18 protein-coding genes and 1 pseudogene are annotated in these 24044 nt (G+C 74.5%); 3 read left to right on the top strand and 16 right to left on the bottom strand.

Going from position 1 to position 24044, the window contains the following annotated elements:
- Position 1: 1 nt before the first annotated feature.
- The 6 genes from recA to V6U89_RS02600 all read right to left on the bottom strand — a co-directional run bounded on the left by recA (position 2) and on the right by V6U89_RS02600 (position 6436).
- Positions 2–1048: a recombinase RecA gene (recA, locus tag V6U89_RS02625; protein WP_334568954.1), complete on the bottom strand. Its 1047-nt coding sequence runs from the start codon at positions 1046–1048 to the stop codon at positions 2–4.
- A 185-nt stretch (positions 1049–1233) separates the two neighbouring features.
- On the bottom strand, positions 1234–1434 hold the full coding sequence (locus V6U89_RS02620) for a DUF3046 domain-containing protein (RefSeq protein ID WP_088963362.1): 201 nt from the start codon (positions 1432–1434) through the stop codon (positions 1234–1236).
- A gap of 4 nt (positions 1435–1438) precedes the next feature.
- Positions 1439–2782 carry an MFS transporter gene (locus V6U89_RS02615; protein ID WP_334568953.1) on the bottom strand — a complete coding sequence of 448 codons (1344 nt, stop codon included), beginning with the start codon at positions 2780–2782 and terminating at the stop codon, positions 1439–1441.
- Positions 2783–2856: 74 nt separating this feature from the next.
- Positions 2857–3999 carry an acyl-CoA dehydrogenase family protein gene (locus tag V6U89_RS02610; RefSeq protein ID WP_334568952.1) on the bottom strand — a complete coding sequence of 381 codons (1143 nt, stop codon included), beginning with the start codon at positions 3997–3999 and terminating at the stop codon, positions 2857–2859.
- Between the two features lie 143 nt (positions 4000–4142).
- The gene (locus tag V6U89_RS02605; RefSeq protein WP_334568951.1) at positions 4143–4844 is read right to left on the bottom strand and encodes a UdgX family uracil-DNA binding protein; all 702 of its coding nucleotides are present in this window, start codon (positions 4842–4844) and stop codon (positions 4143–4145) included.
- A gap of 251 nt (positions 4845–5095) precedes the next feature.
- Complete coding sequence (locus tag V6U89_RS02600; protein WP_334568950.1) at positions 5096–6436, bottom strand: aminotransferase class I/II-fold pyridoxal phosphate-dependent enzyme; 1341 nt, start codon at positions 6434–6436, stop codon at positions 5096–5098.
- A 38-nt stretch (positions 6437–6474) separates the two neighbouring features.
- On the opposite strand from V6U89_RS02600, the gene V6U89_RS02595 reads away from it, so the two are divergent.
- A complete protein-coding gene (locus V6U89_RS02595; RefSeq protein ID WP_334568949.1) occupies positions 6475–7719 on the top strand; it encodes a bifunctional pyridoxamine 5'-phosphate oxidase family protein/GNAT family N-acetyltransferase in 1245 nt (414 codons plus the stop codon).
- The gene (gene leuE, locus V6U89_RS02590) at positions 7719–8387 is read left to right on the top strand and encodes a leucine efflux protein LeuE (RefSeq protein ID WP_334568948.1); all 669 of its coding nucleotides are present in this window, start codon (positions 7719–7721) and stop codon (positions 8385–8387) included. The genes V6U89_RS02595 and leuE overlap by 1 nt, the downstream gene beginning before the upstream one ends.
- 96 nt (positions 8388–8483) lie before the next feature.
- Here the strand turns inward: leuE and V6U89_RS02585 are convergent, their stop codons facing one another.
- The 10 genes and pseudogenes from V6U89_RS02585 to V6U89_RS02540 all read right to left on the bottom strand — a co-directional run.
- Entirely contained in the window at positions 8484–9407 is a 924-nt protein-coding gene (locus V6U89_RS02585) for a sporulation protein (RefSeq protein WP_334568946.1), read from the bottom strand.
- 293 nt (positions 9408–9700) lie between these two features.
- Positions 9701–10765 carry a hemolysin family protein gene (locus tag V6U89_RS02580; protein ID WP_334568945.1) on the bottom strand — a complete coding sequence of 355 codons (1065 nt, stop codon included), beginning with the start codon at positions 10763–10765 and terminating at the stop codon, positions 9701–9703.
- Positions 10762–12114: a hemolysin family protein gene (locus V6U89_RS02575; protein ID WP_334568944.1), complete on the bottom strand. Its 1353-nt coding sequence runs from the start codon at positions 12112–12114 to the stop codon at positions 10762–10764. The genes V6U89_RS02580 and V6U89_RS02575 overlap by 4 nt, the downstream gene beginning before the upstream one ends.
- Positions 12115–12274: 160 nt before the next feature.
- Positions 12275–12616 carry a monovalent cation/H(+) antiporter subunit G gene (gene mnhG, locus V6U89_RS02570; protein ID WP_334568943.1) on the bottom strand — a complete coding sequence of 114 codons (342 nt, stop codon included), beginning with the start codon at positions 12614–12616 and terminating at the stop codon, positions 12275–12277.
- Positions 12617–12755: 139 nt separating this feature from the next.
- Positions 12756–13019, bottom strand: coding sequence for a monovalent cation/H+ antiporter complex subunit F (locus V6U89_RS02565; protein WP_334568942.1), 264 nt, complete (start codon positions 13017–13019; stop codon positions 12756–12758).
- The gene (locus tag V6U89_RS02560) at positions 13016–13603 is read right to left on the bottom strand and encodes a Na+/H+ antiporter subunit E (RefSeq protein WP_334568941.1); all 588 of its coding nucleotides are present in this window, start codon (positions 13601–13603) and stop codon (positions 13016–13018) included. The genes V6U89_RS02565 and V6U89_RS02560 overlap by 4 nt, the downstream gene beginning before the upstream one ends.
- Positions 13600–15105: a Na+/H+ antiporter subunit D gene (locus tag V6U89_RS02555; protein WP_334568940.1), complete on the bottom strand. Its 1506-nt coding sequence runs from the start codon at positions 15103–15105 to the stop codon at positions 13600–13602. Before V6U89_RS02555 ends, V6U89_RS02560 begins: the two co-directional genes overlap by 4 nt.
- Positions 15102–15584, bottom strand: coding sequence for a Na(+)/H(+) antiporter subunit C (locus V6U89_RS02550; RefSeq protein WP_334568939.1), 483 nt, complete (start codon positions 15582–15584; stop codon positions 15102–15104). Before V6U89_RS02550 ends, V6U89_RS02555 begins: the two co-directional genes overlap by 4 nt.
- Positions 15581–18418: a Na+/H+ antiporter subunit A gene (locus tag V6U89_RS02545; protein WP_334568938.1), complete on the bottom strand. Its 2838-nt coding sequence runs from the start codon at positions 18416–18418 to the stop codon at positions 15581–15583. Before V6U89_RS02545 ends, V6U89_RS02550 begins: the two co-directional genes overlap by 4 nt.
- A gap of 236 nt (positions 18419–18654) precedes the next feature.
- A pseudogene (locus V6U89_RS02540) lies at positions 18655–19012 on the bottom strand (hypothetical protein); the annotation flags it as partial.
- 219 nt (positions 19013–19231) lie between these two features.
- On the opposite strand from V6U89_RS02540, the gene V6U89_RS02535 reads away from it, so the two are divergent.
- Entirely contained in the window at positions 19232–23815 is a 4584-nt protein-coding gene (locus V6U89_RS02535) for an ATP-dependent helicase (RefSeq protein ID WP_334568991.1), read from the top strand.
- Positions 23816–24044: the final 229 nt, after the last annotated feature.

Raw genomic sequence — 24044 nt, 5'->3', positions numbered from 1 at the left:
ATCAGAAGTCGACCGGCGGCAGCTCCGGGCCGCCGGCGGCGTCGCCCGCGCCGACCCCGACGCCGAGCTTCTCCAGGATCTTCTTCTCGATCTCGGCGGCCACGTCCGGGTTCTCCTTGAGGAACTCCCGGGCCTTCTCCTTGCCCTGGCCGAGCTGGTCACCGTCGTAGGTGTACCAGGCGCCGGACTTGCGGATGATCGCCTGCTCCACGCCGACGTCGATCAGCGAGCCCTCGCGGGAGATGCCCTTGCCGTACATGATGTCGAACTCGGCCTGCTTGAACGGCGCGGCGACCTTGTTCTTCACGACCTTGACCCGGGTCCGGTTACCGACCACGTCGGTGCCGTCCTTCAGGCTCTCGATGCGGCGCACGTCAAGTCGGACCGAGGCGTAGAACTTCAGCGCCCGACCACCGGTGGTGGTCTCCGGGCTGCCGAACATCACGCCGATCTTCTCGCGGAGCTGGTTGATGAAGATCGCCGTGGTGCCGGTGTTGTTGAGCACACCGGTGATCTTCCGCAGCGCCTGGCTCATCAGCCGGGCCTGCAGACCCACGTGGCTGTCGCCCATCTCACCCTCGATCTCGGCGCGCGGCACCAGGGCCGCCACCGAGTCGATCACGATGATGTCGATCGCGCCGGAGCGGACCAGCATGTCCACGATCTCCAGCGCCTGCTCGCCGGTGTCCGGCTGGGAGACCAGCAGGGCGTCGGTGTCGACGCCGAGGGCCTTCGCGTAATCCGGGTCGAGCGCGTGCTCGGCGTCGACGAAGGCGGCGATGCCGCCGGCCCGCTGGGCGTTGGCCACCGCGTGCAGGGCGACCGTGGTCTTACCGCTGGACTCGGGACCGTAGATCTCGACGACCCGGCCGCGGGGCAGACCGCCCACGCCGAGCGCCACGTCGAGCGCGATCGAGCCGGTCGGGATCACCGAGGTCTGGACGACCGGCCGCTCCCCCAGCCGCATCACCGAACCCTTGCCGAACTGCTTGTCGATCTGAGCGAGAGCAAGGTCTAGTGCCTTCTCCCGATCGGGCCCTGCGGCCATGTTTGCCACCCCTGCCTTCGCCGGCGTCTTTCCTGAGCTTCGCGTCACGCGGGACACGCTAGGCGCTGGGTCCGACAGAAAACCAGCCGACGGGCCGTGAGCTGTGGACGAGCACCCCGCTGTGGACAATAGCCGAACAGGTGTACGAGTCGGCAAGCGACACGCGGAAGTGACGAAAGCGCCGCTCAGCGTAGCCGGGCGGGCACCCGGTCGGGGTAGGCGGCGACCACGGCCCGCCACACCACGTGGGTCTGCTCACCCGAGGCGAGCGCCTGCTCGATGGTCCGCCCGCCCAGCTGGGACAACACCTGGTCGCGGGCGATGCTGGCCGCGTAGCCCGGCCCGAAGGCCTCGTCCAGCCGGGCCCAGAAGTCGGTCAGCCGCACGTGATCAGTCCTCCTCGTCCGGTGCCCCCACCGGCACCGGACGCAACGCTAGCGCCACCAGGGGCACCACCGCGATCGCCGCCAGCAGGGTCAGCACCGGATAACCCGCCGCCCGCATGACAAACCCGCTCAGGGCGGCGGCACCGGCGCCGGCCAGCCCCATCGTCAGGTCGGAGAAACCCTGCACGCTCGGCCGGACCGCGGCCGGCACCGACTCCGACAGCAGGGTGGAGCCGGCCACCATGGTGCCGGACCAGCCCAGCCCGAGCAGGGCCAGCCCGACCGAGAGCCGGGGCGTGTGGTGCCCGGCGGTGCCGGCGACCGCGCACGCGGCCAGCAGCAGCCCGACGCCGCCGAGGACGACCGCGCGCCGCCCCAGCCGGTCGGTGAGCCAGCCCACCAGCGGGCTGAGCGCGTACATGCCGGCGATGTGCAGGCTCAGCACGATGCCGACCACCCGCAGCACGTCGGCGTCGCCGTGCGACTCGCCGAGGCGTACCGGGGTCATCGACATCACCGCGACCATCACCACGTGGCCGACCGCCACCGCCGCGATGCCGAGCCGGGCCGCCGGGCGGGCGCGTACCACCTGCCAGGCCGCGCGCATCCCCGCACCGCGCCGGGCGGTCGCCGCCGGCGCGGCGACGGCCTCGGCCGGCGGGGTGACGTCCGCGGCGGCGGCCGCCACCGGGGCGTCGGCCGCCGCCAGCCGGCGCGCGGTGAGCAGCGGGTCGGGCCGCAGCAGCACCAGGAGTACGACGGCGGCGAGCACGAACGCGGCGGCGCTGAACGCGAACGGACCGGCCAGCGGTGGCAGCCCCCACCCGCTGGTGGTGCGGTCGGCCAGCGCGGCGAAGTTCGGCGCGGCCACCGCGCCGATGGTGGTGGCCCAGACGATCAGCGACAACTGGCGGCCCCGGCGGGCCGGCTCGGCGAGGTCCACCGCGGCGTAGCGGGCCTGGAGGTTCGCCGCGGTGCCGCCACCGAAGAGCAGCATGCCGAGGAAGAGCAGCGGTACGGAGCGGGTGACCGTGGCGAGCACCACCAGCACGGCGCCGACGGCGCCGGACAGGTAGGCGACGGCCAGCCCGGGTCGCCGGCCGTGCCCGTTCATGATCCGGGTGACCGGGACGGCGAGCAGCGCCCCGCCGACCACGGCGGCGCTCTGCGCCAGGCCGGCGACGGCGGTCCCGGCGACCCGGGCGGCGAGCAGCGCCCCCACCGAGATGCCGATGGTGACGCCGATCCCGCCGATGATCTGGGTGGTGAACAGCAGGCGCAGGGTCCGTCGCTGAATCGGCGCGACGTCCGGCCGGGTACGGGCCGGCGTGGTCAGGTCGGTGGCCATGCGGCCTCCTCGGTAAGGGCTCAGACGCGGCCCCATCCTTGCAAACCGGCCCCGCCCCCGGGGACCCGGTTTCGCTAAAGGCCGAGCCCGCGCCCGATGATCTCCTTCATGATCTCCGTGGTGCCGCCGTAGATGGTCTGCACCCGCCCGTCCAGCCAGGCCTTCGCCACCGGGTACTCCAGCATGAACCCGTAGCCGCCGTGCAGCTGCACGCAGCGGTCGGCGACCTTGTTCTGCAGCTCCGTGGTCCACCACTTGGCCTTCGCGGCGTCGGTGACCGAGAGCCGGCCGGCGTTGAACTCGGCCACGCAGTGGTTGACGAAGGTACGCGCGATGGTGACCTCGGTGTCCAGCTCCGCCAGCAGGAACCGGTTGTGCTGGAACCTGCCGATCGGCCGGCCGAACGCCTCCCGCGAACGGGCGTAGTCGAGGGTCACCGCGAGCAGCTTCTCCGCCGCCGCCACCGCCGCGACGGCGATGCTGAGCCGCTCCCGGGGCAGGTTGGCCATCAGGTGGTAGAAGCCGTGGTTCTCGGTGCCGATCAGGTTCTCCGCCGGCACCCGGCAGTCGTCGAAGAAGAGCTCGGCGGTGTCGTTGGCCTTCAGGCCCACCTTCGCCAGCCGCCGGCCCCGGGTGAAGCCGGGGGTACCGGTCTCCACCGCGACCAGGCTGACCCCGTGCGCGCCCTGGTCCGGCGCGGTACGCACCACCACGATCACCAGGTCGGCCATCTCGCCGTTGGTGATGAACGTCTTCTGGCCGTTGAGCACCCACCCGTCGCCGCCGCGGACCGCGCTGGTGCGGATCCCCGCCAGGTCGCTGCCCGCGCCCGGCTCGCTCATCGCGATCGCGGTGACCAGGTCACCGGAGCAGAACCCGGGCAGCCAGCGCTTGCGCTGCTCGTCGGTGGTCAGCTCGGTCAGGTACGGCGCCACCACGTCGTTGTGCAGGCCGAAGCCGAGCCCCGAGCAGCCCGACGCGACGATCTCCTCGTCCAGCACCGCGTTGAACCGGAAGTCGCGCTGCCCGCCGCCGCCGTGGTCGGTGTCGACGTCCATGCCGAGCAGTCCGGCCGCGCCGGCCTTGCGCCACACCTCGCGGTCGACGATGCCGTCGGCCTCCCACCGGGGGTGGTGCGGCACCGCCTCGCGGGCCAGGAACTCCCGGCACAGGTCGCGGAACTCCTCGTGGACCGGTTCGTACAGATGCTGCTCCATGGCGGCCAGTGTGGCACCGCTCACCCGCGCTGCCCAGGGGGCGGTGGCCGGCGTTGTCAGCGGCGTGCCCGGGTCAGGGTGCGGGCGGCGAGCACAAGCACGACGGCGAGGACGAGCCCGAAGACGGCGGCGGACCCGGGTCGCTACCCGGCCAGCGCGCGGGCGCCGACCGTCAGGTCCTGCACCAGCCCCGCGTACGCGGCGTCCTGGTCGTCGGCGCGCAGCACGGCGGACGGGTGGATGGTGGCCAGCAGCTGCGCGGCCGGCGCGTCGGCCACCTTGCCGGCGCTGTCCACCGGGACCCGGACGAAGTCCTCCGGGCGTTGCGCGGCGGCCGGCCACGGCAGCAGCTCGCCACGCTGCTTGGTCACCCGGAAGGTCGGGCCCAGCAGGGCCTTGGCGGCGGTCGCGCCGAGCACCACCACCAGGTCCGGACGCAACCGGGAGAACTCCGCGACCAGCCACGGCCGGCAGGCGGTGATGTGCACCCGGTCCGGCGTCTGGTGGATACGCCGCTTCCCGCGCAGCTCGAAGCGGAAGTGCTTTACGGCATTCGTCAAGTAGATGTGCTTCGGGTCGATTCCGGCGTCGTCGACCGCCCGCCGCAGCAGCCGGCCGGCCGGGCCGACGAAGGGCAGTCCTTTCTGATCTTCCATGTCGCCGGGCTGCTCGCCGACCAGGACCACCCGGGCGCTCTCGTCACCCCGGCCGAAGACCGTCTGCGAGGCGTCGCGGTACAGCTCGCAGCCCCGGCAACCGGCGGCCGCGGCGCGCAGCTCGTCGAGGGTGTCGGCCTGCGGCGGGATGAACTGCTGCGCACCGGGCGCGGCGTCGGTGTCGGCCATGGCGAACTTTATATACCGGATTCGCTGGCGACGCCGGGTATGGCGCGGCCGCGCCGGCGCGCGTCAGTAACCCCCGCCACCGTCGCCACCGCCGCCCATGGCCATCGCGATCAGGATAACGACCACGATCACCGCGATGGCGATGGCGATCCAGAGCCCCGTCCTCGACCTGGGTCCAGCCATGACCGGTCACCTCCCGGCCGCGCGCTTACCCTCCGGAAGGTCGCCCATGCGCGGGAGGCCCAGCCGGATCACGCGGTGAACCGGCCCGGCGGGGCCGGCCGGAGCGCCCGCGCGACGGCGTCGGCGACCGGCACCAGGTCGGCGTCGTCGAGCGCGCTGACGGTGATCCGGATGCCGGGCTCGGCACCGATCCGGTAGAGCGCGCCGGGCGCCACCGACCACCCGGCGTCGCGCAGGGCGGTGACCGCACTGGTCTCGTCCGGCACCGGCAGCCAGATGTTGATGCCGCTGCGACCGCGCCCGGCCAGGCCCCGGGCGGCGAGCGCCGCCAGCAGCCCGGTCCGTCGCCGCTCGTACTCCTCGCCGGAGCGGCGGACCAGCTCCGCGGTGGCCGGGTCGCGCCAGAGCGACAGCACGAGCCGTTGCAGCACGGTGGAGACCCAGCCGGCGCCGACGCGGGCACGGCCGGCGACCCGGGACACGGTGGCCTCGTCGCCGGCCAGCACCGCCAGCCGCAGGTCGGGCCCGAACGGCTTGCTCACCGAGCGGACGAAGGCCCACGCCGGGGTGGCCCCGGCGAGCGGGTGCAGCGGCACCCGGGCCAGCTCGGCGGCATGGTCGTCCTCGATCAGCAGCAGGTCGGGGCGGCCGGCGAGCAACTCCCACAGGGCCCCGGCCCGCTCGGCGGAGACCGCGGCACCGGTCGGGTTCTGCGCGCGGCTGGTCACCACCAGCGCCCGGGCGCCGAGGGCCAGGGCGTCGCGCACGCCGGCCTCGGTGGGCCCGTCGTCGTCCACCGGTACGCCGATCGGCCGCAGCCCGAGCGCGGCGACCAGGTCGAGCAGGTTGGCCCAGCCCGGGTCCTCCACCGCCACCGCGTCACCGGGCCGCAGGTGCGCGGCGAGCAGACGCTCGATGCCGTCCAGCGCGCCCCCGGTCACGGTGATCTCCTCGGCCGGCACGCCGTCGGCGGCGAGCCGGCCCCGGGCCGCCTCGGCGAACGCGGGGAGCAGGGCGGTCGAGGCGTACCCGACGGGTGGGCCGATCTCGGCGGCCAGCGCGGCCAGGTGCGGGCCGAGCGGGGGCAGCAGCCGGGGGTCGGGGTACCCCTGGGAGAGGTCGCGGGTGCCGGGGGCGGGCGGCGGGTGCAGCGCGGCGCGCCCACCGGCGACCGGGGGCCGGGGGCGCACCCGGGTGCCGTGCCGGCCGGCGGTGACGACCAGGCCCCGCCGGCGCAGCTCCTGATAGGCCCGGGCGACGGTGGCCGGGCTGACCCCCAGCTCGTCGGCAAGCGCCCGGACGGCGGGCAGCGGACTGCCCGGGGCCAGCGCGTCGGCCCGAATGCCGCTTTCCACGCTCGCCGAAATGGCGGCCGACGTGCTGCCACTGATCTGATAACGTACTGCCACAGTCGCAGAATTGTACTAGAACAAAGGTGGGATGTCGCATGTACGCCCCGACCCCGCGCACCACGGCCAGCCGCTCCCGCGACCGGATGAGCTACGACCCGGCCGCCGTGCACGCGGTGCTCGACGAGGCGTACCACTGCGTGCTCGGGTTCACCGTCGACGGCGAGCCCCGGCTGCTGCCCACCCTGCACGTGCGCATCGGCGACACCCTCTACCTGCACGGCTCCACCGGCAGCCGGCCGCTGCTCGCCGCCCGCGGTGACGGCGGGCTGCGGATCTGCGTCACCGTCACCCTGCTCGACGGGCTGGTCTACGCCCGCTCACAGTTCCACCACAGCGCCAACTACCGGTCGGTGGTCGCGCACGGCACCGCCCACCTGGTCACCGACGACGCCGAGAAGTCACGGATGCTGACCGCCCTGGTGGAGAAGGTCGCCGCCGGTCGCAGCGCGGACAGCCGCCCGCCGAGCCGCCGGGAGCTGGCCGAGACGGCCGTGCTGGCGCTGCCGCTGCGCGAGGTGTCGCTGCGTTCCCGCACCGGTGGGGTCCGCGACGACCCCGCCGACCTCGACCTGCCGTACTGGGCCGGGGTGGTGCCGCTGCGGCTGACCGCCGGGCTGCCGGAACCGGACGCGGGCGTCACCGCACCGGTGCCGGCGGGACTGCGGACCGCCGGTTCGCCGTGGCGGGAGGCGGCGACCCTGCGGGGCGAGCACGTGCTGCTGGAGCCGCTGGACCTGGCCCACGCCGACGAGCTCTTCACCGCCACCGCCGAACCGGAGGTCTGGGCGCACCTGACCCACCTGCTGCCGACCGACCCGGCCACCATGAGGGAGATCGTCGCGGGCGCGCTGGCGGCCGGGCACCGGGGCGAACGGGTGCCCTGGGTGCAGCGCTGCGCGCGGACGGGCGCGGTGGTCGGCACCACCTCGTACTACGACATCGACCCCGAGCGGCGGGCGGTCGCCATCGGCCACACCTGGCTCGGCCGGCCCTGGTGGCGCAGCGGGATCAACACCGAGGCCAAGCTGCTGCTGCTCGGCCGCGCCTTCGACGAGCTCGGCGCCGTCCGGGTGGCCTGGCACACCGACATCCGCAACACCCGCTCGCAGGCGGCGATCGAGCGCCTGGGCGCCACCCGGGAGGGCGTGCTGCGGATGCACCGGCAGCGCCCGGACGGTTCCTGGCGGGACACCGTCCAGTACGCGATGACCGTCGACGAGTGGCCGAACGCACAGGCCAGGCTCCGGGAAAGACTTCGCCGTACGGCACCCGTGGCGTGATGATGGCGGGCGTGCTGGGCATCACCGACATCTGGACGTACGTGCTGGGGACCGTGGCGATCATTCTGCTGCCGGGGCCGAACTCGCTCTTCGTGCTCTCCACCGCCGCCAAGCGGGGTGTGGGAGCCGGCTACCGGGCGGCGGGCGGGGTGTTCGTCGGCGACGGGGTGCTGATGTTCCTCTCCGCCGCCGGGGTGGCGTCGCTGCTCAAGGCGTACCCGCCGCTCTTCCTGGTGATCAAGTACGCGGGTGCGGCGTACCTCGGCTATGTCGGGCTGACGATGCTGCGCGGGGCCTGGCGGCGCTGGCGCGACCGCAACGACCCGTCGGCGCCGCGGCTGATCGACGCCGCGGAGCCGGCGGCGATGCGCAGCCCGTTCCGCAAGGCGCTGGTGATCAGCCTGCTCAACCCGAAGGCGATCCTCTTCTTCATCTCGTTCTTCATCCAGTTCGTCGACCCCGGGTACGCCTGGCCGGCGCTGTCGTTCCTGCTGCTCGGGCTGATCGCCCAGGTCACCAGCGCGCTCTACCTGACCGCGTTGATCTTCATGGGCACCTTCCTGGCCGCGCAGTTCCGGCGCCGCCGGCGGCTGGCCGCGAGCGCCACCACCGGCGTCGCGGTGCTCTTCCTCGGCTTCAGCCTCAAGCTCGCCACCGCCTCGGTCTGACACCGCCCGGGCGGCGCCCCGGTTGCCGTCGCCACCGCCGGGGTCTGGCGATCAGCTGCCGCCGCTCCCGCCCCGGTCGGCGCCGGCGCGGGGCGATCAGGTGCCGTCGCCGCCACCGCCGCCGATGCCCCCGCCCCCGGCGGTGCCGCCGAGGCCGTAGCCGGGCGCGACCGGTTCATCGGGATGGCGGCTGACGTGGGCGGACTCAGTGATCTTGGCGGACCAGTCGGCATGCGAGGCGGCCGCCGCGTGCCGGTTGATCGCCGCGCGCAGCCAGCCGTCCACGACGGTCACCCAGTCCCGCTGATCGGCACCGGTGTGCCAGATCCGGAAACGGCTGATGCTCTGGTGGCTGATCCCGGTCAGCGACAGCCGGCGGTCCAGCCAGAGGACCACCTCCAGGCCGGCCGAGTTCGCCACGAAGATCACCTCCAGCTCGGTGATCGGCCCGGCGTAGAGCGGTCCCACCCAGTAGCCGAGGCGCTGGTGCACCGGCAGCGCCTGCTCGACGCCGGGCAGGCGGCCGTGCGACAGGCCGGCCTGCCGGATCAGGAAGCCGAGCGTGTCCAGTGCGGCGAGGATGTGCTGCTGGGTGGGGAGCGGATGGACGAAGACCGGCACCATCGCCCCCTGGTCCAGCTCGGGATCGACCGACACCTCGGTCCGCAGCCCGGTGCGCATGCTCATCAGCGGCACCCCACCGAAGATCGTCACCGGGGTCTCCCAGGGCAGCGGCAGGGCGAAGTCGATCGCCCGGCGTCGCCCCGCCGGCACCACGAACCGGCCGCCGATGGGTACCTGGTGGTACTGCACCAGTCGCCGTGGACTGCGCGGATCGTCCGATTCCGCGGTGGCGACCAGGCCCAGCCGTACGTGCCGGATCGGCACGTCGTCCGGCCCGGCGGCGAGCGTCACCCGCCCCGGCAACCGCAGCCCCGGCCGGGTGCTCGGATCGGTCAGCGTGGTGCTCACCGAGAGCCCGGTCCACCCGGACTCCCGTGCCACCCCGGTCAGCCGCACGCCCGCGCTCCCCTCGCCCCTGGCCTGGCCTCGCCCGGGCTTTCCCACCCCCCGCGCCCCGACACTCCCCGCCCCCGCGGCGGCCCGCCGCGCACTTCGCGGCGGTCCGGGGCGCACTTTCAGGGAAAGAGTGGCCATTTCCCGCCCGATGGCCACGCTTTCTCAGAAAGTGCGCGGATCTTGAGGGGGCCGGGGCGGGGGCGGGGGCGGGTGGAAAGGGGGGGTGGGGACGAGGCCGGACGCCGGGTCACGGGGACGCCGGCGGCCGGGTGGGTGGGTGGGTGGGTGGGGCGTCAGCGGAGGCGTCGGCCGCGCGGGACCGGGTCGGTCTCGTCGTCGAACTCGCCGATGACCTCCTCCAAGAGGTCTTCGAGGGCCACGAAGCCGATCGGGCGGGTCGGGCCCCCGCCGTTGCGGACCAGCGCTAGCTGGGCCTGGTCGGCGCGCATCGCGGCCACCGCCTCGGTGACCGAGGAGGTCGCCGGCAGGGTGAACGCCCGGGTCATCAGCTCGCCCGCCGTCGCCGGCCGGCCGGTGGTGACCGCCCGCACCGCCTCCCGCACGTGGACCAGACCGCAGACCTCGCCGCCCGGGTCCAGCACGGCGAGTCGGGACCGGCCGCTGTCCCGGCTGACCTGCTCGATCCGGTCCGCGGTGTCGTCGCGGCGGACCGTGACGATCTCGTCGAACGGCTCCATCACGTCGCGGACGGTGGTGCCCTGCAACTCCAGCATGCTGGTCAGCAGGTGGTGCTGTTCGGCGCCGAGCAGCCCGTGCTCGCGGGACTGCTCCAGCAGGATGCGCAGCTCGTCCGGGCCGTGCACCTGCGCGAGCTGGTCCTGCTGCTGCACGCCGAACAGCCGCAGCACCACGTTGGCCAACGCGTTGAGCGCCGACAGCACCGGCCGGGCCACCCGGGCGAAGGCCCGGAACGGCAGCGCCAGCAGCAGCGCGGACCGCTCGGCGTCGGTGATCGCCCACGACTTCGGGGCCATCTCCCCGACGACCAGGTGCAGGAAGGTCACCAGCGCCAACGCGAAGACCAGCGCGACGGCGTGGCTGGCCGCGTCGGGCAGCCCCACCGTGTGCAGCAGCGGGCTGAGCAGGTGTTCGATCGCCGGCTCGGCGAGCGCGCCGAGCCCCAGGGTGCACAGCGTGATGCCAAGCTGCGCGCCGGCCAGCATCAGCGACAGTTCGCGGACGCCGTCCAGGGCGGCCCGGGCCGCCCGGCCGCCACCGGCGGCCCCCTGTTCCAGGCGGTAGCGCTTGCTCGCCACCAGGGCGAACTCGGCGGCCACGAAGAAGCCGTTGAGCGCCAGCAGCAGCGCCGAGACCAGCAGTGCGACGCCGGGGCTCATGCCGCCACCTCCCCGCCGGGCGCCTCGCCGGCCATCCGCAGCCGCACCGAGTCGGCCACGTGCCGGTCCACCACGAGCACCTCGACCAGGGCGCGCTCGCGCGGCTCCTCGCCGTCGGCGAGCAGGCTGATCTCCAGCCGGTCACCCACCTCGGGCACCCGGCCCAGCTCCCGCATGACCAGCCCGGAGAGGGTGTCGTACTCGGGGGCCTCGGGCAGCGCGATGCCGGTGCTGTCCGCGACCTCGTCGATCCGCCAGCGGGCCGGCACCACCCAGGAGCCGTCCGCCTGCCGGGCGGGGGCGCGCTCCGGCGGGTCGTCCTCGTCGCGGATCGGGCCGACCAGTTCCTCGGCGATGTCCTCCAGCGTGATCACGCCGGCGAAGCCGCCGTACTCGTCGACCACGCAGGCCAGCTGCCGGTGCCCGGACCGCAGCCGGTCCAGCACCGTCGGCAGCGGCAGCGTCTCGGGCACCAGCAACGGGGGTACGGCCACCGCGCTGACCGGGGTGGTGGCGCGCCGCGCCGGGGGTACGCCGAGCACGTCGGCGATGCCGACCACGCCGACCAGGTCGTCCACGCCCTCGGCGCCGCGCACCGGGAAGCGGGAGTGGCCGGTGTCGAGCAGCTCGACGACCCGACTGACCGGCTCGTGCGCCCGTACGGTGTGCACGTCGACCCGGGGCACCATGGCCTCCCCGGCGGTCAGCTCGCGGAAGTCGAGGCCCCGGTCGAGCAGGTCGGACATCTCGGCGTCGAGGTGCCCCTCCTCCCGGGACTCGGCGATGATCTGCTCCAGGTCCTCCGGGGTGGCGCCGCTGGGCAGCTCCTCGATCGGCTCGATGCCGACCCGGCGCAGCAGCCGCACCGCCGCCCGGTCGAAGAGCGTGATCAGCGGGCCGGCGACCTTCAGGTACATCAGGGTGGAGCGGCTCAGCGCCCGGGCCAGCGGCTCGGCGCGGGCGATGGCCAGGTTCTTCGGGGCGAGTTCACCGAGGACCATCTGCACCACGGTGGCGATGAGCAGGGCCAGCACCACCGACAGCGGGAGGCTGACCGCGGTGGAGACACCGGCGCCGCCGAGCAGTTCGGCCAGCCCGGCACCCAGGTACGGCTCGGCGACGTAACCGACCAGCAGGGCGGTCACGGTGATGCCGAGTTGGGCGCCGGAGAGCATGAACGACAGCCGGCCGGTGACCTCCAGGGCCCGGGCGGCCGCCTGGTCGCCCTCCTCGGCCTGTTGCTTGAGCCGGCCGCGGTCCACGGCGACGTAGCCGAACTCCTGGGCCACGAAGTAGCCGGTGGCGGCGGTGAGAACGATGATGAGTACGAGACCGACGACGATCAACACGGGTCGCTCAGGGCTCCCGGGGACGTCGGGGCGATGGGATGCCGGGCACGACCCGGCTGGCTACTGCTGCCCTCCTGGGCAGAGGAGTCGATCATGCGCCAATTCTATCCGCGGTCGCTGAAAGCCCGCTGAAGGTGGGGACAAAGCCGCCGCTCATCCCCTATTTCCGGTGCTCGGCGAGTTCATCCCGGTCCAGCAGGGTCCGGTCCACCCGCCCCGACCGGTACGCGGCCCGCCCGATCATCTGTGCGGTCACCGGCGCGGTGGTCAGTTGGAAGACGGCGACCAGCGCGATCATGCCGAGGTCGGCGGGACTGCGCAGCCGCAGCGCCAGCCCGAGCAGCAGGAGCAGCGCCCCGAGCACCTGCGGCTTGGTGGCGGCGTGCATCCGGTCCAGCACGTCCGGGAAGCGCAGCACCCCGATCCCGGCGGCGAGGCTGAGCAGCGCCCCCGCCACCAGGGCGACCGCTCCCAGCCAGTCGGCGACCGTACCCGCACTCATCGGGCCACCTCCTCGCTCGCGACGGCGGGGCTCCGCTGCGCTGCACTCCTCGCGCTCACCGGGCCACCTCCGGTGCGGCGTCGCGGCACCGCACCGGGCCCGGCCACGACTGCGGGCACCCGGGCCGGGGCATGGCGGGTCACGCCTGCTCCCGGACGGCGAAGCGGACCAGAGCCACCGAGCCGACGAACCCGAGCAGCGAGAGCACCACCAGCACCGGCAGGGTGGTGCCGTGCCGGTTGACCGCGGCCTCCGCCCCCACCGCGCCGAGCATGATGGCGAGCAGCAGGTCGGCGGCGATCACCCGGTCCAGCAGCGACGGGCCCCGGTAGATCCGGGCCAGCGCCAGCAGCGCGGTGACCGAGAGCAGCACGGTCAGGACGACGGTGAGGACGACGGTCATGTGGACCTCCGGTCGACGGGATCGGTGGCGAGCAGGCGCACCTCGGCGTCGGAGCCGACCGCCCGGACGACGCGTTCCTCGACGGCGAGGACCCGGTCCCGGCTGTCGGACAGGTCCTCCGGACGCCGGACGTCCAGGACGTGCACGTAGAGGACGCCCGCGTCGCGGTCGACCTCGAGGATCAGGGTGCCGGGGACCAGCGAGAGCAGCTCGGCGGTGAGCGCCAGGTTGAGGTCGGTGCGCACCCGCAGGCGTACGCCGATGATCGCCCCGCGCGGCCGGTAGCCGGGGCGGACGGCGATCGCGGCGACGTGCACGCTGGCGTCGACCAGCTCGACGACGAACCTCGCCAGCAGCACCAGCAGCGCCCGGGGCCGCAGCCGGCCGCCGAAGGAGACCGGCGGCAGCGGGAAGAACAGCAGCACCGCGACGCCGACCAGCGCCCCGCCGAGCAGGTTGCCCCAGGAGATCTCGCCCCAGAGCAGGTTCCAGACCGCGATCAGCCAGCCCAGGGCGATGGCCTGGTCGCGGCGGCGGCCGGCGCGCCCTGTGGGCGGCGACCCGGCGGTGTCCGGGGTGGTCACGGGGCACCGCCGGGCAGCACGGCCCGCACGTACGGGGTGCGCTGCCGCAGGTCGGCCGCGGCGTCGGCGGTGACGCGGAACAGCGGACCGGCGGCGAGCGTGAACGACAGGCCCAGCACCACCAGGGCGGCGGTGGCGCCCACCATCAGCTGCGGCAGCCGGACCACCGGTTCGTCGGTGGCCAGCCGGGGGGCCCGCCAGAACGCGATGTTCCACACCCGCGAGGCGGCGTAGAGGGTGAGCAGGCTGGTCGCCGCGCCGGCGGCGACCAGCACCCAGGGCAGCGGCCCGCCGACCGCCACGCCGGCCTGGAGCAGGCCGACCTTGCCGAGGAAGCCGGAGAAGGGCGGGATGCCGGCGAGGTTCATCGCCGGGACGAAGAAGAGCACCGCCAGCAGCGGGGCGATCCGGGCCAGGCCGCCGAGCCGGCGCAGGTCGGTGCTGCCGGCGCGCTCCTCGACCAGCCCGGCGACGAGGAAGAGCGTGGTCTGGATGGTGATGTGGTGCACCACGTAGAAGATCGCGCCGGAGAGCGCGGCGGCGGTGCTCAGCGCCACCCCGTAGATCATGTAGCCGATGTGGCTGACCAGCGTGAACGAGAAGAGCCGCTTCATGTCCGACTGCGCCACCGCGCCGAGCACGCCGACCACCATGGTCAGCCCGGCCACCGCCATGAGCAGGTCGGAGACCTGCCCGCCGGGGAAGAGCAGCGTCTCGGTCCGGATGATCGCGTAGACGCCGACCTTGGTGAGCAGGCCGGCGAAGACCGCGGTCACCGGGGCCGGCGCGGTGGGGTAGCTGTCCGGCAGCCAGGCGGAGACGGGAAAGACCGCCGCCTTGATGCCGAAGGCGAGCAGCAGCATCAGCTGCAACCCCAGCCGTACGCCGTCCGGCAGCGCGTCGAGGCGGGTGGCGAGCTGGGCCAGGTTGAGGGTGCCGGTGGCGGCGTACACCAGGCTGACCGCGACCAGGAAGATCATCGAGGAGAGGATGCCGACGACGACGTAGATCGAGCCGGTGCGGATCCGGACCTCGGTGCCGCCCAGCGTGATCAGCACGAAGCTGGCCGCCAGCAGCATCTCGAAGCCGACGAAGAGGTTGAACAGGTCCCCGGCGAGGAAGGCGTTGGTGATGCCGGCGGTCAGCACCAGGTAGGTCGGGTGGTAGATGCTCACCGGCGCGGATTCGCTGGTCTCGCTCCGGCCCTGGCCGATGGAGTAGATCAGCACGCAGAGGGTGACCGCCGACGAGACCACCAGCATCAGCGCGGCCAACTGGTCGGCGACCAGCACGATCCCCACCGGTGCCGGCCACCCGCCCACCTGCGTCACCACCGGCCCGTGCCGGTACGCCTGCACCAGCAGCGCCACCGCCACGACCAGGTTGCCGGTGAGCGCGACCACGCTGACCGTGCGCTGCAGCCGGGGCAGGTTGGCCAGGATCAGGGTCAGCGCGGCGCCGAGCAGCGGCACCACCACCGGCAGCGGCAGGAGCCGGTTCACTGCCGCCCACCCCGTCGGCGCAGCCGACGCCGGGCGGGCTCCGGGTCCACCTGCTCCGGGTCGTCGTCCGGCCCCTCCCCGCCGAGGTCGCCGTCGAGCGCCTCGTTGCGCTCGGCGAGCTGCATGATCTGGCGGTCCTCCAGGTCGTCCTGCACCTCGTCGTCGCCGCCGAGATACCAGCTGCGGTAGGCGACCGCCGCGAGGAACGCGGTCAGTCCGAAGGTGATCACGATGGCGGTGAGCACCATGGCCTGGACCAGCGGGTCGCTGAACTCCGCCACCTCGGCGGTGCCGACCACCGGTGCCGCGCCGGACCGGCCGCCGAGCAGGATGAGCAGGTTCACCCCGTTGCCGAGCAGGATGACGCCGAGCAGGATCCGGGTCAGGCTGCGCTCCAGCAGCAGGGTCACCCCGGTGGCCGCGAGCACGCCGACGGCGAGCACCAGCACCAGGGTCGGCCCCGCGCCGCCCTGCCTCACCCCGACTCCCCCTCCCGCTCGACGACGAGCCCTCGCTCGGACCTGCCGGCCGCCTCGATGTGCCGGTCCACCTCGGCGCCGAGGCTGCGCAGGATGTCCAGCACCAGCCCGACCACGACCAGGTAGACACCGACGTCGAAGAAGAGCGAGGTGACCAGGTACGGCTCGCCCAGCCAGGGCAGCGGCAGGTTCACCTTGGCGCTCGCCAGCACGTCGCCGGTGGTCAGCAGGGACACCACGCCGCCACCGACGGAGATCGCCAGCCCGGCGCCGAGCACCGTCCCCGCGCCGACCGGGGCGCCCTCGGCCAGCTCGTACCGGCCGCCGGCGAGGTAGCGCAGGGTCAGCGCGAGGCTCGCCACCAGGCCGCCGGCGAAACCGCCGCCGGGGGCGTTGTGGCCGGAGAAGAGCAGGAAGAACGAGAAGAGCACCATGGTGTGGAAGATCAGCCGGGTGACCACCTCGAAGACGATCGAGCGGCGCCGCTCCTGCAGGGTCGGGCCACCGCTGAGCCAGACCGGCCCGGTGTCCCGCCGGGGTGCCCGCGACGGTTCGCCCCGGCGCGGTCGAGGGCCGGTGCGGGACCGCTCGAAGATCAGGCTGGCCACCCCGGTCGCCGCCACCACCAGCACCGCGAGCTCGCCCATGGTGTCCCAGGCCCGGATGTCCACCAGGGTCACGTTGACCACGTTGCGGCCGTACCCCTCGACCACGGCGAGGTCGGGGAAGGCCAGCGAGATCGGCGCGGCGGTCCGGGAGCCGGCAGCGACCAGGGCGAGGCCGGCGAGGACCACTCCGACGCCGACGCCGACCAGCCGCCGTGCCCACCGGCTGCGGCGCAGCGGGCGGGCGGAGAAGCGTTCCGGCAACCGGCGCAGCACCAGCACGAAGACGGCGATGGTCGCCGTCTCCACCAGGAACTGGGTCAGCGCCAGGTCGGGCGCGCCGTAGAGCACGAAGAGCATCGCGGTGCCGTAGCCGGTCACCCCGACCAGCAGCATCGCGGTCAGCCGCCGGCGGGCGCGGACCGCCAGCAGCGCCGCGACCGCGACGACGAGGGTGACCACCAGCTGCAACGGGCTGTCCCAGAGCGCGATCCGCTCACGCCAGGGGCGGGCGGCCAGCAGCGTCGCGCCGGGCACCAGCACCAGGGCGAGCAGCATCGCGCCCAGGTACTGCGGCAGGGAACCGCGCTGGGTGGCGCCGGTGACCTCGATGGCGAGCCGGTCGAAGCGGTGGGTGACCCACTCGTACCCCTGGTTGCCGCCGACCGGGGCGCGCAGCCGGGCCAGCGCGGGCGCGAGCGGGCCGCGCACCGCGTGCAGCAGGTAGCCGCCGGCCAGCGCCACCGCCGACAGGCCGAGCGCGGGGGTCAGGCCGTGCCAGAGCGCCAGGTGCTCGTGGGGTGCGCCGAACAGCTCCGCGTACGGGCGCAGCGGCCCCTCCAGCCCGGCCACGGCGGGACCGGCGACGAGCCCGCCCACGGCGAGCAGGGCCGGCGGCAGCAGCATCGGCACGGGCACCGGGTCGGGCTCGGTCGGCTCGACGTCCGGCCGGGTGGCGAAGGCGCCCCAGATGAGCCGGATGCTGTACGCGACGGTGAGGGTGGTGCCCACGACCAGGCCGGCGAGGACGACCGGCCGCTCGGCGAGCGCGGTGAAGACCGCCTCCTTGCCGACGAAGCCGAGCAGCGGCGGCACGCCCGCCATGGAGGCGGCGGCGAGCGCGGCCACCGCGGCGAGCACCGGCGTCCGTCGCCCCAGGCCGGACAGCTCCCGCAGGTCACGGGTGCCGACCTCGTGGTCGATGATGCCGACGACGAGGAAGAGCGCCGCCTTGAACAGGGCGTGCGCCAGCAGCATCACCACCCCGGCGAGCGCGGCGTCCGGGCTGCCGGCGCCGAGCACCACCGCCAGCAGCCCGAGCTGGCTGACCGTGCCGTACGCCAGCAGCAGCTTCAGGTCGCACTGCCGCAGCGCCGCCCAGCCGCCGGCGATCATCGTGACCAGGCCGAGGGTGAGCACCACCGGTCGCCACGGCCCGACGTCGGCCAGCACCGGGGCGAGCATTCCGATCAGGTAGATCCCGGCCTTGACCATGGCCGCCGCGTGCAGGTACGCGCTGACCGGCGTGGGTGCGGCCATCGCCACCGGCAGCCAGGCGTTGAACGGCACGATCGCCGACTTGGCGAGCGCGCCGGTCAGGATCAGCAGTACCGCGACGACCAGCGCGGACCCGCCGGGCAACGGCGCGCCGGTGATCTCCGACCAGCGGTAGCTGCCGGCGTGCTCGCCGAGGATCAGGAAGCCGACCAGCATGGCCAGGCCGCCCAGGGTGGTGACGGTCAGCGCCTGGGCGGCCGCCCAGCGGCTGGCCCGCCGCTCGGTGCTGTGGCCGATCAGCAGGTAGGAGAAGACCGTGGTCAGCTCCCAGAAGACGTACAGCAGCAGCAGGTCGTCGGCGAGGACCAGGCCGAGCATCGCGCCGGCGAAGGCGACCAGCACCCCGACGAACCGGACCAGGCCGGCGGAGTCGGGGGCGAAGTACCGGCCGCAGTAGACCAGCACCAGCGCGCCGACGCCGCCGACCAGCAGGGTCATCAGCCAGGAGAGCGTGGTCAGCCGCAGCGCCACGTCGAGGTCGAGCTGGTCGATCCAGTGGTACGTCTCGACGACCGCGCCGCCGTCGCGGACCGTCGGCGTACGGGTCAGCGCCCAGCCGAACGCGGCGGCCGGCGCCAGCGCGAGCGGGTAGCAGGCGCGCGGACCCCACCGCCGGACCAGCAGCGGCGCGGCGAGGGCCGCCGCCAGGTGGAGGAGCAGCAGTACGAGCACGCGTCCTCCCCGGTCGAGGCTGGCGGCGCGCGCCGGGAGGAATGTCCCGGTCTGCACCGATCAGACGCCAGATCGCCGGTGGATGGGGCGTTTTGCGGAAATCGCCCGCCGTCGCCGTACTCAGGGCGAGGGTGGCAGAGGCTCCCGCCGCCCCTGTCGAGCTGATGTCGTGAGCGACTCAGCCGCGCGGCTGACCCTCTCGGCCGGTCAGCGCAGCGCGACGTCGCCGGCCGGCACGGCGGCCTCCCGGGACGGCCGGTCCCGCCGGGTCTCCACCAGCAGGTCGGGGCGGCCGAGCTGGACGACCACCTTGTTGACCACGCGCTGGGCGGCGGCGAGCGAACGGACCGAGAGCAGGTTGCCCCGGCTCTCCCGGCGCAGGACGAAGTAGTGCACGGCGGCCCGCACCTGACCCCGGTCGGCGGCGCTGGCCTGGGCGGTGGAGACGACCAGCTCGCGCAGGGAACCGGCGAGCCGCTCGGCGAGCTCCAGCTCGGGGCCGCGCAGACTGCCCCGGACGGCCGCGAGGTGACTGTCGACCTTCCGGATGAGCACGTCGGTGGCGGGCGCGAAGCCGGGCTCCTCGACGGTCATCCGATCCCCTCCACCCGACGCTGCGTTGCGAGTGAAGTTACTTTATGTTGCGCGTCACAAGCAAGCAGTTAGTTAAGACGTAACACGCAAGGCACTCATCCAACCCGTAAGCAGCCGCAGCCGGACAGACCACGTCCGCGTGCCGGCCGGATGTCACACCGACCGGGCAGGATGGAAGGCGTGACAGAGCAGGTGGGCGGGGCCGACAGCGCGCGGGTGATGGCCGGCTTCGGCGCGGCGACCCGGGAGTGGTTCACGGCCGCCTTCGCCGCGCCCACCCCGGCGCAGACCGGCGCCTGGCGGTCGGTGGCCGCCGGGCGCAACGCGCTGGTGGTCGCGCCGACCGGTTCCGGCAAGACCCTCGCCGCCTTCCTCTGGTCGCTGGACCGGCTGGCCAAGGAGCCGCCGCCGGCCGAGGCGCGGCAGCGCTGCCGGGTGCTCTACGTCAGCCCGCTCAAGGCGCTCGCGGTCGACGTCGAGCGCAACCTGCGCGCCCCGCTCGCCGGCATCCGCCAGGCGGCCACCCGACTCGGCATCGCACCCCCGGAGATCACCGTCGGGATGCGCACCGGCGACACTCCCGCCGACGAGCGGCGGGCCTTCGCCCGCACCCCGCCGGACATCCTCATCACCACGCCGGAGTCGCTGTTCCTGCTGCTCACCTCCGCCGCCCGGGATTCGCTGCGCGGCGTCGAGACGGTGATCGTCGACGAGGTGCACGCGGTCGCCGGCACCAAGCGCGGCGCGCACCTGGCGCTCTCCCTGGAACGCCTCGACGAGCTGTTGGAGACCCCGGCCCAGCGGATCGGCCTCTCCGCCACCGTCCGCCCGATCGACGCGTGCGCCCGGTTCCTCGGCGGTGCCCGCCCGGTCGACGTGGTGCAGCCGGCCAGCACCAAGACCATCGAGGTGAGCGTCCAGGTCCCGGTGGAGGACATGACCCGCCTCGACGAGCAGGAGCCGCCGGAGGACGACCTGGGCGGCCCGGGGCCGCGCCGGGCGTCGATCTGGCCGGCCGTCGAGGAACGCGTCTTCTCGCTGATCCGGGCGCACCGGTCGACCATCGTGTTCACCAACTCCCGGCGCAGCGCCGAACGGCTCTGCGCCCGCCTCAACGAGCTCGCCGCCGACGAGCTGGCCGCCGCGAGCATCCCCGACGGCACTCCGGAGGCGGGGTCCGAGGCGTGGGGCGGGCCGGTCGGGCCGCTGCGGGCCAACCGGCCGCCGGCCGAGGTGATGGCCCAGTCGGGCGGGGCGGTCGGCGCGCCGCCGGTGATCGCCCGTGCCCACCACGGCAGCGTGTCGCGCGAGGAGCGCAAGCACATCGAGGAGGCGCTCAAGTCCGGTCAGCTCCCCGCCGTGGTGGCCACCTCCAGCCTGGAGCTCGGCATCGACATGGGCGCGGTCGACCTGGTGGTGCAGATCGAGGCGCCGCCGAGCGTCGCGGCCGGCCTGCAACGGGTCGGCCGGGCCGGGCACCAGGTCGGCGCGGTCTCCCGGGGCGTGGTCTTCCCCAAGCACCGGGGCGACCTGCTCTCCTGCACCGTGGTCGCCGAGCGGATGGCCGAGGGCGCCATCGAGGAGCTGCACTACCCGCGTAACCCGCTCGACGTGCTGGCCCAGCAGGTCGTCGCGATGGTGGCCCTGGAGCCGTGGCGGGTCGGCGACCTGGCCGTGCTGGTCCGCCGGGCCGCCCCCTTCGCCGAGCTGCCCGACTCCGCGCTGCACGCCGTGCTCGACATGCTCTCCGGCCGCTACCCGTCCACCGCCTTCGCCGAGCTGCGCCCCCGGCTGGTCTGGGACCGCGCCGCCGACGTGCTCACCGGCCGGCCCGGGGCCCAGCGGCTGGCCGTGACCAGCGGCGGCACCATCCCCGACCGGGGGCTGTTCGGGGTCTTCCTGGCCGGCGCGGAACGCGCCGCCCGGGTGGGCGAGCTGGACGAGGAGATGGTCTACGAGTCGCGGGTCGGCGACGTCTTCCTGCTCGGCTCCTCCTCCTGGCGGATCGAGGAGATCACCCCCGACCGGGTGCTGGTCTCCCCCGCCCCCGGTCAGGCCGCCCGGATGCCGTTCTGGAAGGGCGACCAGCTCGGCCGGCCGGTGGAGCTGGGTCGCGCCATCGGTGCCCGGGTGCGGGCCCTGCTGCGGCAGAGCGACGAGACGGCGGTCGCCGCGCTGCGCGCCGGCGGGCTGGACGACTGGGCCGCCGGCAACCTGATGGCGTACCTGCGCGAGCAGAAGGCCGCGACCCGCTCGCTGCCGGACGACCGCACGGTGGTGGTCGAACGGTTCCGCGACGAGCTGGGCGACTGGCGGCTCGCCGTGCACAGCGTGCTCGGCGCCCGGGTCAACGGGCCCTGGGCGCTGGCCATCGGCCGCCGGCTCGCCGAGCGGTACGGGGTGGACGCCCAGGTCATGCCTTCGGACGACGGCATCGTGGTGCGGCTGCCCGACACCGCCGAGGAGCCGCCCGGCGCCGACGTGGTGGTCTTCGAGCCCGACGAGATCGCCCAACTGGTCGAGGAGTCGGTCGGCACCTCCGCGCTCTTCGCGTCCCGGTTCCGCGAGTGCGCCGCCCGGTCGCTGCTGCTGCCCCGTCGTGACCCGCGCCGCCGCCAACCGCTCTGGCAGCAGCGGCAGCGCGCCGCGCAACTGCTCGACGTCGCCCGCGAGTACGCCGACTTCCCGGTCACCCTGGAGGCCGCCCGGGAGTGCCTCCAGGACGTCTTCGACCTGCCGGCCCTGGCGGAGCTGATGCGCGACCTGACCGCCCGCAAGGTGCGCCTGGTCGAGGTGGAGACCGACCGCCCGTCGCCGTTCGCCCGCTCCCTGCTCTTCGGCTACGTCGGCGCCTTCCTCTACGAGGGGGACGCCCCGCTCGCCGAGCGCCGGGCCGCCGCACTCGCGCTCGACTCGGCCCTGCTCGGCGAGCTGCTCGGCCGGGTCGACCTGCGCGAGCTGCTGGACCCGGCGGTGCTCGCCGAGACCGAACGGCAACTGCGCTGGCTCACCGAGCAGCGCCGCCCCCGCGACGCGGAGGACGTCGTCGAGCTGCTCCGGGTGGTCGGCGACCTCGCCGAGGCGGAGCTGGCCGAGCGGGGCGCGCCGCTGCCCTGGCTGACCGAGCTGGAAGCCGCCCGCCGGGTGCTGCGGGTCCGGGTCGCCGGCGAGGAACGCTGGGTGGTCGTCGAGGACGCCGCCCGGCTCCGCGACGCGCTCGGCGTGGCACTGCCGGTCGGGGTGGCCGAGGCGTACCTGGCGCCGGTGGCCGACCCGCTCGGCGACCTGGTCGCCCGGTACGCCCGCACCCACGGGCCGTTCGCGGCGGCGACCTGCGCCGCCCGCTTCGGGCTCGGGGTGTTCGTGGTGGAGCAGGCGCTGCGCCGACTCGCCGCCACCGGGCGGGTGGTCTCCGGGGAGTTCGCCCCGGACACCGTCGGCACCCAGTGGTGCGACGCCGAGGTGCTGCGGCTGCTGCGCCGACGCAGCCTGGCCGCGCTGCGCCGGGAGATCGAGCCGGTGCCGCCCCGGGCCCTCGCGGCGTTCCTGCCCCGCTGGCAGCAGGTCGGCTCGTCGGCGCGGGGCGTGGAGGCGCTGGCCGCCACCATCGAACAGGTGCAGGGGGCGGCGGTGCCGGCATCCGCGCTGGAACGGCTGGTGCTGCCCGCCCGGGTCGCCGACTACTCCCCCGCCCAGCTCGACGAGCTCTGCGCCAGCGGCGAGGTGGTCTGGGCCGGCTCCGGAGCGATCTCCGGCGGGGACGGCTGGGTCACCCTCGCGTACGCGGACACCGCGCCGCTGCTGCTGCCGCCGCCGGACGAGGCGCTGACCCTCACCCCGCTGCACGAGGCGGTCCTCGACGCCCTCGCCGAGGGGCAGGCGCTCTTCTTCCGCGCCCTGTCCGACCGGGTCGGCGCGACCGACGACGCGGCGCTGACCGGCGTGATCTGGGACCTGGTCTGGGCCGGTCACCTCACCAACGACACCCTCGCCCCACTGCGGGCCGTGCTCGGCGGCGGCGGGGCGCACCGGTCCCGGCCGGCCGCGCCGCGCACCCGCTACCGCCGGCCGGGCCGGGTCGCGCTGCCCACCCGGGGCGGCCCGCCGACGGTGGCCGGGCGCTGGTCCCGGCTGCCGGAGCGGGACACCGACCCGACCCGACGTTCCGCCGCACTGGCCGACCTGCTGCTCGAACGGCACGGGGTGGTCACCCGGGGCGCGGTGATGGCCGAGCAGGTGGTCGGCGGCTTCGCCGCGGTATACCCGGTGCTCTCCGCCCTCGAGGAGCGCGGCGCCGCCCGGCGCGGTTACTTCGTGGAGGGGCTGGGCGCGGCCCAGTTCGCCGTGCCCGGGGCGGTGGACCGGATCCGAGCCCTGGCCGACCCGATGGACGGGGCGCGGGGCCGGGGCGGGCCGGCGGTGGTGCTCGCCGCCACCGATCCCGCCAACCCGTACGGGGCGGCGCTGCCCTGGCCGGAACGGGTGGTGGACTCCGGGGACGGGGCCGTCCCGGCGACCGGGCACCGGGCCGGGCGCAAGGCCGGTGCGCTGGTGGCGCTGGTCGACGGGGACCTGGTGCTCTACGTGGAGCGGGGCGGCCGGACGATCCTGTCGTTCACCGACGACGCCGAGGCACTCGCGGCGGCTGGCAAGGCGCTCGCCGACGCGGTGCACTCCGGCGCGCTGGGGGCGATGTCGGTGGAGCGGGCCGACGGCGAGGCGGTGCGCTCCTCGCCACTGCGCGACGCGCTCACCGCCGCCGGTTTCCGCGCCACCCCGCGCGGGCTGCGGCTGCGCGGCTGACCCCGGGCTGTTCCGCCCTGCCCACTGCGATGCGACGGACGGGCGCTGCCACCGCCGCCTTTCCCCTGCCACCGCGATGCGACGGACGGGCGCTGCCACCGCCGCCTTTCCCCTGCCACCGCGATGCGACGGACGGGCGCTGCCACCGCCGCCTTTCCCCTGCCACCGCGATGCGACGGACGGGCGCTGCCACCGCCGCCTTTCCCCTGCCACCGCGATGCGACGGACG

Origin of the sequence: Micromonospora sp. CPCC 206171, assembly GCF_036906755.1 — a bacterium.
Taxonomy (GTDB): domain Bacteria; phylum Actinomycetota; class Actinomycetes; order Mycobacteriales; family Micromonosporaceae; genus Micromonospora; species Micromonospora purpureochromogenes.
This window is presented reverse-complemented; position numbering and strand designations above follow the sequence as displayed.